The following is a 14,249-nucleotide window of genomic DNA, read 5'->3' as shown; positions in this document are numbered from 1 at the left end:
CGACCGGACACGCAATCCGGTCGAGCATGGAAAGCAAAGCTGAAACGGCATCGATAGCTTCGCAGGATAAGTTCGCTCCCGCCGCGCGCAAAGCTCCTATAGTCGGCTCTCCCGCAGCAATGCCCGCATTCCGAAGGAGAGCCGCATGTCCCGTTTCAGCTTCATCCGCCGCGCCGTCGTCGCGCTGACCGCCTTTGCCGCGCTCGGCGCGGCGCACGCCGAAACGCGCGAAGTCGTGATCGCGTACCAGGACATGGTGGTGCCGTGGCGCTATGCGCAGGCGAGTGGTGAAGTCGAAAAGGCGACCGGCTACAAGGTCACGTTCCGCAAGCTCGACAGCGGCGCCGACGTGATCCGCGCGCTCGCGTCGGGCTCCGTGCAGCTCGGCGAAGCCGGCTCGAGCCCGATCGCGGCCGGGCTGTCGCAGGGGCTCGACATCTCGCTGTTCTGGGTGCTCGACAACATCAACGACGCTGAGGCGCTCGTCGCGCGCAACGGCTCGGGCGTCACGAACGTCGCATCGCTGAAGGGCAGGAAGATCGGCGTGCCGTTCGTGTCGACGTCGCATTTCCACACGCTCGTCGCGCTGCAGGCCGCGGGCGTCAATCCGAACGACGTGAAGATCGTCAACCTGCGTCCGCCCGAAGTCGCGGCGGCGTGGGCACGCGGCGACATCGACGCGACCTACATCTGGGATCCGGTGCTCGCGAAGGTCAAGCAGTCGGGCACCGTGCTGACGACGTCCGGCCAGGTTGCGAAAGAAAGTGGCAAGGCGACCTTCGACGGCTTCGTCGTGAGCCGCAAGTTCGCACGCGAGAACCCCGAGTTCGTCACGCGCTTCGTGAAGGTGCTCGCGGCGGCCGATGCCGACTACCGCGCGCATGCGGCCGCATGGAAGGTCGGTTCGCCGCAGGTCGCGGCGGTCGCGAAGGTGTCGGGCGCGAACGCGCAGGACGTGCCGGCCAGCCTCGCGCTCTATGCGTTCCCGACCGCGGCAGAGCAGGCGTCGCCGACGTGGCTCGGCGGCGGTGCGCAATCGGGCGCGGCGAAGTCGCTGGCGGCGACCGCCACCTTCCTCAAATCGCAAGGCACGATCCAGACGGTGCTCGCCGACTATTCGGCCGGCGTCGATCCGCAGTTCGTGCAGAAGGCCGCGCGCTAAGCGGCGATCATCGCGGGGTCCTGAGCATGAGCACGCTGGAAGTCCGTCAGGTATCGGTTGCCTATCCGGGCGAGCGCGGCAGGCCGACGACGCAGGCGCTCGCGCGCGTCGACCTGCGCATCGATGCCGGTGAATTCGTCGTCGCGCTCGGCGCGTCAGGCTGCGGGAAGACGACGCTGCTGAACTGCATGGCCGGCTTCGTCGCGCCGACCACCGGTGAGGTGTGCGTCGACGGCGTGCCGGTCACGGGCCCCGGCGCCGATCGCGGCGTCGTGTTCCAGAAGTACGCGCTGCTGCCGTGGCTCGACGTGCTCGACAACGTCGCGCTCGGGCTGCGCTTCGCGCGCGTGTCGAAGGCCGAACGCGCGGCGCGGGCGCGGGAGATGCTCGCGCTCGTCGGGCTCGACGCTCATGCGCATGCGCGCGTGTACGAGCTGTCGGGCGGGATGCAGCAGCGTGTCGGCATCGCGCGCGCACTCGCGAGCGACCCGCGCGTGCTGCTGATGGACGAGCCGATGGGCGCGCTCGACGCGATGACGCGCGGCACGATGCAGGCGCTCGTGCTCGACGTGTGGGCGCGCACCGGCAAGACGGTGTTCTTCATTACGCACGATGTCGAGGAGGCGTTGTTCCTTGCGACGCGTCTCGTCGTGATGACGCCCGGCCCCGGCCGGATCGCGGAAACCTTCGAACTGCCGTTCGCGCGCCGCTACGTCGAATCGCGCGATGCGCGCGCGGTGAAGTCTTCACCGGATTTCATCGCGTGGCGCGAGCGGCTGATCGCATACCTGCATCGCGACGAAGCGGCCGAGGCGGCCGCATGATGCATGAACTCGCGCGACAGGGCGCGTCGGTCGGACGCGGTCGGATCAGCACTTTGCACAGGCAGGACAGCATGAGCACGCAGGATTCGTGGGCGGCCGACGGAACGGCCGCAGGAGTCGAGCAGGGCGATCGCACGCGGATTCGAGCGGCGGAACGTCGTGCGCCGTCGTCGCGCCGCTACCGGTTGCCGGGGGAGGGGAAGACGGCGGCCTTGAGCACGGCGACGGTCGCGGTGCTGGCCGTGCTGTGGTGGGTCGCCACGCATCGCCAGTGGCTGCCGCCGCTGTTCCTGCCCGCGCCGGAAGCCGTGTGGACGGCATTCGTCGATGCCTGGCATGGTCGCATTCAGGGTGGGCTGCCGTTGTCCGAGCACCTGCTGTGGAGTGCGGCGCGCGTGTTCGGCGCGTTCCTGCTCGCGACCGCGATCGGCGTGCCGGCCGGCATCCTGATGGGCGTGAGCCGCGTCGCGCGCGGCGTGCTCGATCCGCTGCTGGAGTTCTACCGGCCGCTGCCGCCGCTCGCGTACCTGCCGCTCGTCGTGATCTGGTTCGGCATCGACGAAACGGCGAAGCTCGTCGTGATCTTCCTCGCGTGCTTCGCGCCGATCGCGATGGCGGCGCGCGCCGGCGTGCGTGCGGCGACGGTCGAGCAGATCAACGCCGCGTATTCGCTCGGCGGCAGCTTCGCGCAGATCGTGCGGCATGTGGTGCTGCCGGCCGCGTTGCCGGAGATTCTCACCGGGCTGCGGATCGCGATCGGCTTCGGCTGGACGACGCTCGTCGCGGCCGAGATGGTCGCCGCGACGGCAGGGCTCGGGCAGATGGTGCTCAACGCGTCGAGCTTCCTGCGCACCGACATCGTCGTGATGGGGATCCTGATCATCGGCGCGATCGCGTGGCTGTTCGATCTCGCGATGCGGTGGGTCGAACGGCGGATCGTGCCGTGGAAGGGGCGGGGATAGGCTGCGAGTCGCACCGGGGCGTGACGGAGGTCGATTGCCCCGCGCTGCAAACGAAAGAGGGGCCGGGCTTCGCGTCGAGCGAAGCCCGGCCCCAGTCGCATGATGCCGGTGACTGCGAGACGACGACTTACCAGCGATACCCGGCGCCGGCGCCGACCGCGACCGTGCCGCGCGTATTGGTGGAGCCGGATGCCTTGACCACCCAGCGCCCGTTGCGCGTGGCGGTGGACAGGCCGAACGCGACGGCCGACTGCCCGCTGTACGTGCCGCCGGCGATCGAGACCATGCTTTCGCCGGCCAGCGACGCCTGCGGCAGGTTCGCGATGGCGACGGCGGACGCGATGCCGCCGCTGGCGTCGCGACGATAGTGGTCGATGTCGTTACGCACGCTGCCGATCTGGTCGTGCAACTGCTGCACGTTCACGGCATCGGTCGGCGCGGTGCCGGCCTTGACGTTGGTGATCTGCCGCTCCTGGCCTGGTGCGCCGACGGAGACCGTGTCGTCGCGATCGGCGACGGAGTTGTTGCCGAGCGCGACCGAGTTGTTGCCCGATGCCGTCGAGTTGTTGCCGAGCGCGAGACTGTCGTCCCCGGATGCCTTCGAGTTCTGCCCGAGTGCAAGCGAGTTCGATCCCGTTGCGCCGGAGCCGTCGCCGAGCTGCGCGAAGTCGTTGCCGTGGTTCCCGCCGGGCGGTGGGCTCGTGGGTTTGTCGTTCTCGAAGTTCGTCAGGCGCGTATCGAGCAAGTCGATCTTCTGCTGCATCGTGAAGAGTTGCCCGCCGTTGACGGCTTCCAGGCTGCCCGCTGCGATCAGGCCGGGCGCGACGTTGGCAAGCAGCGTGCCGCCCACACCGCCGAGCGTCGCGCGGGCGAGTGTCAGATCGTCGTACACGAGCGCACCGAGCTGTTTGCCGTTCGGGTCGATCAGGCCGGTCGCCTTCAACTGTGCGATGGTCACGGCGTCGGTGTCGTCGACACCGTTCGACAGTCCGGTCAGTACGCGCGTACCGTCCGTGCCGGCGAGGCTTACCGACGCGCCGCCCTTGTTCGCGCCGATCGAGATCGCGAGGCTCGCGGGATCCTGGCGCACGAGGCCGGTGGCGCCGTTGTCGAGGCGCGTGCCGAGATCGTCGACGTCGATGCGGATGGATTTGACGTCGCCTTCGATGTTCGTGACACGGCCGTCGAGCGTCGTGATCGATTGCGTGTTGGTCCTGGCGCGTTCGTCGAGATTCGTCAGCGCACTGCCGACGTCGTTGAACGACTGGCCGTCGATCTTGTAGTTCGGGCCGCGTACGCTCCCGTCCGCGTTGATCGCGGCATCGCCGCCGAGCGCCTCGACGACCGGCTTGAGCTGCGACAGGTTGACCGCGTCGGTGTCCTTCGTGCCGGCGCGGAGATTGACGAGCTGGCGCTCGTTGCCGGCTTGGCCGATCGAGACGGTCTTGGCGCGGTCGGCGACGCTGCCCTGGCCCAGCGCCACCGAATCGTGCGCGGTCACTTTCGTGTCCGCGCCGAGCGCGAGCGCGCGGTTCGCGTTGACGCTCGACGATACGCCGAACGCGCTCGACCGGTCGCCGTGAACGCCGGCCTTTTCACCGATCGCAATCGTGGCCTGACCATTGGCGCTGGCATCCGCGCCGATCGCGATGGCCGAGTAATCGCCGCCGGTCTCGCCGTTTGCCTTCGCACCGGGCCCGATGGCAATCGAGCCGGCTCCCGAGGCAGTCGGCGTGCCGCCCAAACCACCGTTGATGATGAGATTATCCAGCACCAGATCGGCGGCCTGACCGTAGCCCGGTGCAACCATGGCAATGGCGATGGCGAGTTTCGAGAGGCTGGCGGCGCAAGCAGCGCGGCACGCGTGACCGGAAGAGCGGAGGGGGATGCTGGCCATTGTATGAGTCGCAGTCCTTATTAATTTGGGATATTGAGTCGCATGGTTGGCGCAGGCTGACGAGGCGCCGTCACGATACGGACATGTCTTCTTCCAGGCGGCTCGTTGGCTGCGCGATGGTGCCGTTGTGGGGGACCGCAACATGCCGTCGCTGCCGACGACCGGCCTGGATCGGACTATGCCGATACGAGCAGCGGACTATACGGATTGACGCAAGGGCCGTCGATCAGACGAATACGAAATTGATGCGGATGGTGCGGGACACATGCGTGTGTCGAGCACGATGCGCAGGGTGGACAGAGCGGGCGGGCAGTGAGCGGTCCGCGCGCATCGGGCACGCCAACGCGTCGTCACGGCCGGGCGGCCGGACGACATCGCGTAGCGCGCCGCGCCGCCACGCTTGGGGACCCTCAATCCCCCATCGCCACCCCTTCCCGCCGCGGATCCGCGCCGCCGAACCACACCGTCTGCCCCTGCACGTTCAGCCGCTGGATCCCCTGCAGCCCCGAGTTCATCTCGACGACCTGCACGTCGTGCCCGCGGCCCTTCAGCCCGTCGGCGAGTGCTTCCGACACGCGGCCGCGTTCGAGCTGCGTCGGCCCGTTCATCGACCCGACGTTCGGCAGCGCGATCGCCTGCTGCATCGTCATCCCCCAGTCGAGCACGCCGACCAGCGTCTTCGCGACATGATTGATGATCGCGGGGCCGCCGGCCGAGCCGACGATCATCGTCACCTGCTTCGTCTTCTTGTCGAACACCAGCTCCGGCGACATCGCCGAGCGCGGCCGCTTGCCGGCCTGCACGCGGTTCGCGACCGGCCGGCCGTTGTCGTTCGACACGAACGAGAAATCGGTGAGCTGGTTGTTCAGCATGAAGCCGCGCACCATCAGCCGCGAGCCGAACGCGTCCTCGATGCTGGTCGTCATCGACAGCGCCTGGCCGTAGCGGTCGACGATCGCGATGTCGGACGTCGACGGCAGCTCGGGGCTGCGGTCGTCGGCCATCGCGAGCGTCGCGCCCTGCGGCGTGCCGGCCTGCGCGACGCCCATGCTGCTGTCGCCGATCAGGTGCGCGCGCTGCGCGAGATAGGTCTTGTCGGTGAGGCTCGTCCAGCTGCCACCGGGCAGCGGCACGAAATCGGGATCGGCGACGTAGCGCGCGCGGTCCGCATACGCGAGGCGTCCGGCTTCGCTGAACAGGTGCGCGGCGAACGGCGTCGGCTCGTAGCCGACGTCGTTGCGCACCGGCTTCTGCGCGCCGATCTGCTGCCAGTCGGGCATCGCTTCGAGGATGCCGAGCATCTGCGCGATCGCGAGGCCGCCCGACGACGGCGGCGGCATCCCGCACACGACCGAGCGCCGGTAGTCGGCGCACAGCGGCGCGCGCACCTTCGCCTTGTAGCGCGCGAGATCCTGCAGCGACAGCAGGCCCGGGTTGGTCGGGTGCTTGCGCACCTTCGTGACGATGTCGCGCGCGATCGCGCCGCTGTAGAACGCGTTCGCGCCGCGGTCGGCGACCTGGCGCAGCACGGTCGCGAGCGCGGGGTTCTTCAGCACCGTGCCGGCTGCCTTCGGCGTGCCGTCCGGGTTGTAGAAGTACGCGCGTGCGGCCGGGTCGTTCTTCAGGTACTTGTCGCTGGCGATCAGCGTCGCGAGCCGCGGGCTGATCGTGAAGCCGTGCTCGGCGAGCCGGATCGCGGGCTGGAACAGCCGGCGCCACGGCAGCTTGCCGTGCGCGCGATGCGCGGCGTCGAGCATGCGCAGCACGCCCGGCGTGCCGACCGAGCGTCCGCCGACGACACCTTCGTAGAAGCTCATCGGCTGGCCGGTCGGCCCGTAGAACAGGCGGTCGGTCGCGGCGGCCGGCGCGGTTTCGCGGCCGTCGTAGGCCTGCGTTGCCTTGCCGTCGAAGTACAGCAGGAACGCGCCGCCGCCGATCCCCGACGATTGCGGCTCGACGAGCGCGAGCACCATCTGCGTCGCGATCGCCGCGTCGATCGCGGTGCCGCCCGCCTTCAGCATCTCGTAGCCGGCCTGCGTCGCGAGCGGGTTCGCGGCCGCGATCATGAAGTGCTGCGAGGTCCAGCCCGGCTTGTCGGTCCAGCCGGACGACAGCTCGGGCGCGTGGAAGCCGGGCAGCGGCACGGCGGCGCCCGAGGCGGCGGCGACGGGCACCACCGCGCCCGACGGTGGCGTGGACGGGGACGTGCAGCCGGCGTTGAACGCGACGAGCGCGACGGCGGCAAGCAGCGTCCAGGAGCGCGAATGCGGACGAATCCGGTCGAACATTGAACCCTCGGCAGCAGTGAATTCGAAGGAGGCGACGGTGCCGGCGCAACGCGGCTGCCCGCCCCGGCGCGCTATTGTCGCCGCGTGCCCGGCGGCTTGTCACCCGACAGGAAACCCTGACGCATCGCGCCGGGCCCGCCCCGGCCGGTCTTTCCGGCCTGTTCGAGGATGAACTCTATGAACGTCGACGTCGCGCGCGTGTGGTGCCGGTTCGGCATGTAGAGCATGTACATGTGCGTGCCGAAGATGCTGAGCCGGTACGCGTCGAGCGACGTGACGACCGTGCCGCGCCGGATGTCGTCCTGCACCACGTAGTCGGGCACGATGCCGACGCCGATCCCGCCGAGGATCGCCTGCCGCAGGAACAGGAAGTTCTCCGAAACCAGCGTGGGCTCGAGCAGCACCTCGTGGCGCTCGTCGCCGAGATACGCGGCGATCCTGAGCTGCCGGCCCATCACCGTCGCGGTGACGACGGGGGCGGCCGACAACGCGCCGAGGCTCGCCGGCATCCCGTGCTCGGCCGCGAAGGCGGCGGACGCGCACGCGACGTAGCGCACCGCGCCCATGTCGCGCGCGACGAGGTTCTGCGGCGGCTCCGGCATCACGCGCACCGCGATGTCGATCTCGTCGCGCATCAGGTCTTCCACGCGGTTCTCGAACACGACGTCGAGCACGATGCCCGGATGCAGCCGCTTGAACGCGAGCAGCCAGTCGGACATCACCATCTGCCCGTAGCCGCTCGGCACCGACAGCCGCACGCGGCCCTGCAGGTCCTGGCCGAGCGTCGTCACCGATTCCTGCGCGGCGAGCAGTTCGTTGCGGATGCGCCGGCCGTGCTCGTACAGCTTCAGCCCGATCTCGGTCGGCTCGATGCGCCGCGTCGTGCGCCGCACGAGCTGCTGGCCGATCGAGCGCTCGAGCTGGTTCAGCCGGTAGCTGACGTTCGCGCGGCTCATCTTGAGCCGCTGCGCGGCCTTGCTGAGATTGCCGGCGTCGAGGATCTCGACGAGCAGCGTCAGCGCGTTCAGGTCCATGCGTCGCGTCTCCTGATCCGTCCCGGTTAATGGTCGGAAGCATTCAGTGTCAAGTCAGACTTGACAGCTTGTAAAAGCAGGAGGGAATTGTCAATGAATCTCGATCAATCGAGAATCAGGTCATGCCCGGCGTACGGCCGGATCTTGTCCCGCTTCGTGCGGGACGGGGGCCGGTGCCCCGGCGCCGCTCGCGTGGCCGTGAGCCACGAACCGGCGTCGACGCACCAGCCGCCGCGTCAAGGAGACACGATGAACTCACCCGCTTCCCCCGCCAGCCCGGCCGGCACCGTCACGCGCGAACGGCGCGACAAGGTGCTCGTCGTCACGATCGACCATCCGCCCGTCAACGCGCTGTCCGCCGAGGTGCGGCGCGGCCTTGCCGACGCGCTCGACGCGGCGCAGGCCGACGACGCGATCCGTGCGGTGCTGATCGTCGGCGCCGGCCGCAACTTCATCGCGGGCGCTGACATCCGCGAGTTCGGCAAGCCGATCGCGCCGCCGTCGCTGCCTGATGTATGCGAGCGGATCGAATCGGGCGCGAAGCCGGTCGTGGTCGCGCTGCACGGCGCGACGCTCGGCGGCGGCCTCGAAGTCGCGCTCGCCGCGCATTACCGGCTCGCGGTGCCGGGCACGAAGCTCGGGCTGCCCGAAGTCACGCTCGGCCTGCTGCCCGGCGCGGGCGGCACGCAGCGCGCGCCGCGCCTGATCGGCGCGAAGGCCGCGCTCGACCTGATGCTGACGGGCCGCCATGTGAGCGCGGACGAAGCGCTCGCGCTCGGCCTCGTCGACCGCGTCGCGCACAGCGACGACACGCTCGCCGAAGGCCTCGCGTATGCGCAGGAGCTCGTGTCGCTCGGCGCGCCGGTGCGTCGCACGCGCGATGCGCGAGGGCTTGCCGACCGCGCGGCCGCGCAGGCCGCGATCGATGCGGCGCGTGCCGAGCTGCCGAAGAAATCGCGTGGCCTGTTCTCGCCGGCGAAGATCGTCGACGCCGTCGAGGCCGCGCTCACGCAGTCGTTCGACGCGGGGATGAAGCTCGAGCGCAGCTTGTTCCTGCAGTGCATCGACAGCCCGCAGCGCGCGGGCCTCGTGCATGCGTTCTTCGCGGAGCGCGAAGCGGCGAAGGCGCCCGAGGCGCGGCGCGCGAGCGCGCGGCCGGTCGAGCGGATCGGCGTGGTCGGCGGCGGCACGATGGGCGCGGGCATCGCGGTCGCGGCGCTCGATGCCGGGCTGCCGGTGACGATGATCGAACGCGACGAAGCATCGCTCGCACGTGGCCGAGCGCACGTCGAGAAGGTGTACGACGGCCTCGTCGCGAAGGGGCGGATGACGCCGGCCGCGCACGCGGCGCGGCTCGCGCGCTTCAAGGGCAGCACGTCGTACGACGCGCTCGCGCAGGCCGACGTCGTGATCGAGGCGGTGTTCGAGGACATGGCCGTCAAGAAGGCCGTGTTCGCCGAACTCGCGCGCGTGTGCAAGCCAGGCGCGGTGCTCGCGACCAACACGTCGTATCTCGACATCGACGAGCTGGCCGCCAGCATCGACCGCCCGGCCGACGTGATCGGCCTGCATTTCTTCTCGCCGGCCAACGTGATGAAGCTGCTCGAGATCGTCGTGCCGGCCCGCGTGAGCGCGGACGTTGTCGCGACTGCATTCGCGCTCGCCAAGCAACTGAAGAAGACGCCGGTGCGCGCCGGCGTGTGCGACGGCTTCATCGGCAACCGGATCCTCGCGGTCTATCGCACGGCGGCCGACTATCTGATGGAAGACGGCGCGTCGCCGTACCAGATCGACCGCGCGGTGCGCGAATTCGGCTTCCCGATGGGGCCGTTCCAGGTCGTCGACCTCGCGGGCGGCGACATCGGCTGGGCGACCCGCAAGCGCCGCGCGGCGACGCGCGACCCGCGTGCACGCTACGTGGCGATTTCCGACCGGCTGTGCGAGCGCGGCTGGTTCGGCCAGAAGACCGCGCGCGGCTACTACCTGTATCCGGACGGCGCGCGCGTCGGCACGCCGGACCCGGAAGTCGAGGCGATCGTCGCGGAAGAGCGCGCGAAGAAGGGCGTCACGCCGCGCACCTTCACCGACGACGAGATCCTGCGCCGCTACCTCGCCGCGATGATCAACGAAGGCGCGAACGTGGTGCACGAGAAGATCGCGCTGCGCCCGCTCGATGTCGATGCGGTGTTCCTGCACGGCTACGGCTTCCCGCGCTATCGCGGCGGCCCGATGCATTACGCGGACACGGTCGGCCTCGCGAACGTGCTCGCCGATATCCGCGCGTTCGCGAAGGAAGATCCGCTGTTCTGGAAGCCGTCGCCGCTGCTCGTCGATCTCGTCGCGCGCGGCGCGGATTTCGCGAGCCTGAACCGCATCGACTGAACGCCCACCGCATTCGCCACGGACCGAAGATGGACCTCAATTTCACTCCCGAAGAGGAAGCCTTCCGCACCGAAGTGCAGCGCTTCCTGCAAGCCGAACTGCCCGCGCGCATCGCGCGCAAGGTGAAGGGCGGCCTGCATCTCACGCGCGACGACATGCGCGAATGGCACGCGATCCTCAACGCGCGCGGCTGGCTCGCGAGCCACTGGCCCCGCGAATACGGCGGCCCCGGCTGGAGCGTCGCGCAGAAGTTCCTGTTCGACAACGAATGCGCGCTCGCGGGTGCGCCGCGCATCGTGCCGTTCGGCGTGAACATGCTCGGCCCCGTGCTGATCAAGTACGGCAACGACGCGCAGCAGCGCCACTGGCTGCCGCGCATCCTCGACGGCACCGACTGGTGGTGCCAGGGCTACTCGGAGCCGGGCGCCGGTTCCGATCTCGCATCGGTGAAGACGAGCGCGGTGCGCGGGATCGACGCGCAGGGCGAGCACTACCTCGTGAACGGCCAGAAGACGTGGACCACGCTCGGCCACTACGCGAACATGATCTTCTGCCTCGTGCGCACCGCGACCGACGTGCGCAAGCAGGAAGGCATCAGCTTCCTGCTGATCGACATGAACACGCCGGGTGTCGAAGTGCGCCCGATCATCACGCTCGACGGCGAACACGAAGTGAACGAGGTGTTCTTCACCGACGTGCGCGTGCCGGCGGCCAACCTCGTCGGTGAGGAGAACCGCGGCTGGACCTACGCGAAATACCTGCTCACGTACGAGCGCACCAACATCGCCGGAATCGGCTTCTCGACGGCCGCGCTCGACCGGTTGCGCGCGGTGGCCGCGAAGGTCACGAAGAACGGCCGGCCGCTCGCGGACGATCCGTTCTTCGCGGCGCGCGTCGCGCGGGTCGAGATCGAACTCGAGAACATGCGCACGACCAACCTGCGCGTGCTGGCCGCGGTCGCGGGCGGTGGTGCGCCGGGCGCGGAAAGCTCGATGCTGAAGATCCGCGGCACGCAGATCCGCCAGGAGATCACCGCGCTGATGCGGCGCGCGATGGGGCCGTATGCGCAGCCGTTCGTCGAGGAAGCACTCGACGCCGATTACGACGGCGAGCCGGTCGGCCCGGACGCAGCCGCGAGCGCCGCGCAGCAGTACTTCAACAACCGGAAGCTGTCGATCTTCGGCGGCTCGAACGAGATCCAGAAGAACATCATCGCGAAGATGATGCTCGGGCTGTAACGAGGGACGCGACGATGGATTTCCAGCACACAGAAGACCGCCGGATGCTGGCGGATACGTTGAACCGCTTCATCGCCGAACAGTACGCGTTCCCGGTGCGCGATCGCATCGCGCAGTCGGCCGAAGGTTTCGATCGCGCGATGTGGCGGCGCCTTGCCGAACTCGGCACGGTCGGCGCGCTGTTTTCCGAAGCCGACGGCGGGTTCGGCGGCGCGGGCTTCGACATCGCCGTGGTGTTCGAATGCCTCGGGCGCGGGCTCGTCGTCGAGCCGTTCCTCGGCGCGCTGCTCGCGGGGCGGGCGCTGTCGCTCGCCGGCGGCGCCGCGCATCGCGACCGGCTGGCCGCCCTGATCGACGGCAGCGCGAGCGCCGCGTTCGCGCACGACGAACCCGGCTCGCACTACGAACTGACGACCGTGCGCACGCGCGCCGAACGCTCGGGCGACGGCTGGGTGCTGACGGGCGCGAAGGGCGTCGTCGACCAGGCCGCGCAAGCGGCGTTCTTCGTCGTCAGCGCGCGGGTGTCGGGTCACGACGACGATGCGGCCGGCATCGGCTTGTTCGTCGTGCCGGCCGATGCGCCGGGCGTATCGTTGCGCGACTACCGGAAGATCGACGGCGGCCGCGCGGCCGAGGTGCGCTTCGAACGCGTCGTGCTGCCGGCCGATGCCGCGCTCGGCACGCACGACGGTGAAGCAGGTGCCGAGCTGCTCGAACGCGTGCTCGGCTACGGATTGCTCGCGCTGTCGGCGGAGGCGCTCGGTGCGATGGACGTCGCGAAGGAATACACGCTCGACTACCTGCGTACGCGCAAGCAGTTCGGCTTGCCGATCGGCAGCTTCCAGGCGCTGCAGCACCGGATGGCCGACCTGCTGCTCGAAGTCGAGCAGGCGCGCTCGGCCGTGATCAACGCGGCCGCACAGCTCGATGCGCCGCGCGGGGTGCGCGAACGCGCGCTCGCGGCGGCGAAGTACACGATCGGCCGGATCGGCACGCTCGTCGCCGAAGAGAGCATCCAGCTGCACGGCGGGATCGGGATGACGTGGGAGCTGCCGCTGTCGCACTACGCGAAGCGCCTCGTGATGATCGATCACCAGCTCGGCGACGAGGATCATCACCTCGCGCGCTACATCGCGCTGTCGAAACAGTAAAGACGAACGACGCGAACGGAGGAGACAAGGATGACGAACGAATCGCGCGCATTGCCGCTGGCCGGCGTGAAGGTGCTCGATTTCTCGCGTGTGCTCGCGGGCCCGTGGTGCGCGATGGTGCTCGCCGATTTCGGCGCGGAAGTGATCAAGGTCGAGCATCCGGCGCGCGGCGACGACACGCGCGACTGGGGCCTGCGGATCGGCGACACCGAGACGACCTACTTCAACAGCGTGAACCGCAGCAAGCGCTCGATCTGTCTCGACCTGCAGACCGAAGACGGGCGGCGGCTCGCGCGCGAGCTGGCCGCGCAGGCCGACGTGGTGCTCCACAACTTCAAGTTCGGTGGCGCGGAAAAGCTCGGGCTCGGCTACGACGCGCTGGCCGAGCTGAATCCGCGCGTCGTGCACTGCGCGATCTCCGGCTACGACCGCTCGGGCGCGGAGGCCGCGCGGCCCGGCTACGACCTCGTCGTGCAGGGCGAGGCCGGGCTGATGGCGCTGAACGGCGAGGCCGGCCAGCCGCCGCTGAAGTTCGGCGTCGCGGCAGTCGACCTGTTCACCGGCATGTATTCGGCGCAGGCGATCCTCGCCGCGCTGTACGAACGACACGCAACGGGGCGCGGGCGGCGCATCGAAATGGCGCTGTTCGACTGCGGGCTGATGATTACCGCGTACTACGGGCTCGACGCGCTGCTGATGGGCGAGGACCCGCCGCGCTACGGCAACGCGCATCCGTCGGTCGTGCCGTACGGCGTGTTCGACGCGGCCGACGGCCCGCTCGTGATCACGGTCGGCAACAACACGCAGTTCGCCCGCTTCTGCGACGCGATCGAGCGGCCCGATCTCGCGGCCGACGAACGCTACAAGACCAACCTCGGCCGCTCGGAAAACCGCGCCGAGCTGCTTCCCGAGATTCGCGGCGAACTCGCACGCCGGTCGCGCGCGACGTTGCTCGCGGCGCTCGCCGACGCGGGCATTCCGTGCGGCGAAGTGCTCGGGCTGCACGAGGCGCTGAAGTCGGAACGCGCGACGAGCGCAGGGCTCGTCACGCGGCAGCCGCATCCGGTCGCGGGCGGCGTCGACGTGCTGGCGCCGCCGTACCGGTTCGATGGTGCGCGGTTGCCGGTGCGCGGCGCGCCGCCGGTGCTCGGTGCCGATACGGATGCGGTGCTCGGCGGCTGGCTCGGGATGTCGGCCGACGAGGTTGCGCGGCTGCGTGCGGATCGCATTGTGTAACGCGTTTCATGCCTTGCCGCCGTGGCGCGGGCGGAGCAGTCGACGCGCCAGCCATCCATAAGACATTCCTCGCGA

The 14,249-nt window shown here is 69.4% G+C and carries 10 protein-coding genes; 7 read left to right on the top strand and 3 right to left on the bottom strand.

All coding sequences use genetic code 11. From position 1 onward, the window contains the following. Window positions 1-145 precede the first annotated feature (145 nt). From tauA to QZM35_RS21325, 3 genes are read left to right on the top strand one after another with little or no spacing between them, the layout of a single operon-like run. Window positions 146-1,162, top strand: a complete 1,017-nt coding sequence (tauA, locus tag QZM35_RS21335; RefSeq protein ID WP_174916224.1) for a taurine ABC transporter substrate-binding protein — start codon at window positions 146-148, stop codon at window positions 1,160-1,162. Window positions 1,163-1,188: 26 nt separating this feature from the next. Further along, the gene (locus QZM35_RS21330) at window positions 1,189-1,986 is read left to right on the top strand and encodes a taurine ABC transporter ATP-binding protein (RefSeq protein ID WP_206138479.1); all 798 of its coding nucleotides are present in this window, start codon (window positions 1,189-1,191) and stop codon (window positions 1,984-1,986) included. After that, the gene (locus QZM35_RS21325) at window positions 1,986-2,948 is read left to right on the top strand and encodes an ABC transporter permease subunit (RefSeq protein WP_089426663.1); all 963 of its coding nucleotides are present in this window, start codon (window positions 1,986-1,988) and stop codon (window positions 2,946-2,948) included. Before QZM35_RS21330 ends, QZM35_RS21325 begins: the two co-directional genes overlap by 1 nt. Before the next feature lie 127 nt (window positions 2,949-3,075). Here QZM35_RS21325 and QZM35_RS21320 read toward each other — a convergent pair whose 3' ends face one another. The 3 genes from QZM35_RS21320 to QZM35_RS21310 all read right to left on the bottom strand — a co-directional run bounded on the left by QZM35_RS21320 (window position 3,076) and on the right by QZM35_RS21310 (window position 8,167). Beyond that, window positions 3,076-4,989 carry a YadA family autotransporter adhesin gene (locus QZM35_RS21320; protein ID WP_301776733.1) on the bottom strand — a complete coding sequence of 638 codons (1,914 nt, stop codon included), beginning with the start codon at window positions 4,987-4,989 and terminating at the stop codon, window positions 3,076-3,078. A 266-nt stretch (window positions 4,990-5,255) separates the two neighbouring features. Then, window positions 5,256-7,133, bottom strand: coding sequence for a gamma-glutamyltransferase (gene ggt, locus QZM35_RS21315; protein ID WP_301776732.1), 1,878 nt, complete (start codon window positions 7,131-7,133; stop codon window positions 5,256-5,258). A 71-nt stretch (window positions 7,134-7,204) separates the two neighbouring features. Beyond that, window positions 7,205-8,167, bottom strand: coding sequence for a LysR family transcriptional regulator (locus QZM35_RS21310; RefSeq protein ID WP_089426411.1), 963 nt, complete (start codon window positions 8,165-8,167; stop codon window positions 7,205-7,207). 249 nt (window positions 8,168-8,416) lie between these two features. On the opposite strand from QZM35_RS21310, the gene QZM35_RS21305 reads away from it, so the two are divergent. Genes QZM35_RS21305 through QZM35_RS21290 form a run of 4 tightly spaced genes read left to right on the top strand, consistent with a single transcriptional unit; the run spans window position 8,417 to window position 14,174 of the window. After that, on the top strand, window positions 8,417-10,549 hold the full coding sequence (locus tag QZM35_RS21305; RefSeq protein WP_174973113.1) for a 3-hydroxyacyl-CoA dehydrogenase NAD-binding domain-containing protein: 2,133 nt from the start codon (window positions 8,417-8,419) through the stop codon (window positions 10,547-10,549). A 29-nt stretch (window positions 10,550-10,578) separates the two neighbouring features. Further along, window positions 10,579-11,787, top strand: a complete 1,209-nt coding sequence (locus QZM35_RS21300; RefSeq protein WP_301776731.1) for an acyl-CoA dehydrogenase family protein — start codon at window positions 10,579-10,581, stop codon at window positions 11,785-11,787. A 14-nt stretch (window positions 11,788-11,801) separates the two neighbouring features. Beyond that, window positions 11,802-12,938 carry an acyl-CoA dehydrogenase family protein gene (locus QZM35_RS21295; protein ID WP_301776730.1) on the top strand — a complete coding sequence of 379 codons (1,137 nt, stop codon included), beginning with the start codon at window positions 11,802-11,804 and terminating at the stop codon, window positions 12,936-12,938. A gap of 30 nt (window positions 12,939-12,968) precedes the next feature. Then, entirely contained in the window at window positions 12,969-14,174 is a 1,206-nt protein-coding gene (locus tag QZM35_RS21290; protein WP_301776729.1) for a CaiB/BaiF CoA-transferase family protein, read from the top strand. The last annotated feature ends 75 nt before the right edge of the window (window positions 14,175-14,249 follow it).

The organism is Burkholderia sp. AU45274 (assembly GCF_030482505.1).
Classification (GTDB): domain Bacteria; phylum Pseudomonadota; class Gammaproteobacteria; order Burkholderiales; family Burkholderiaceae; genus Burkholderia.
Note: the sequence above shows the minus strand (reverse complement) of the source record. Positions and strands in the feature narration are given on the sequence as shown.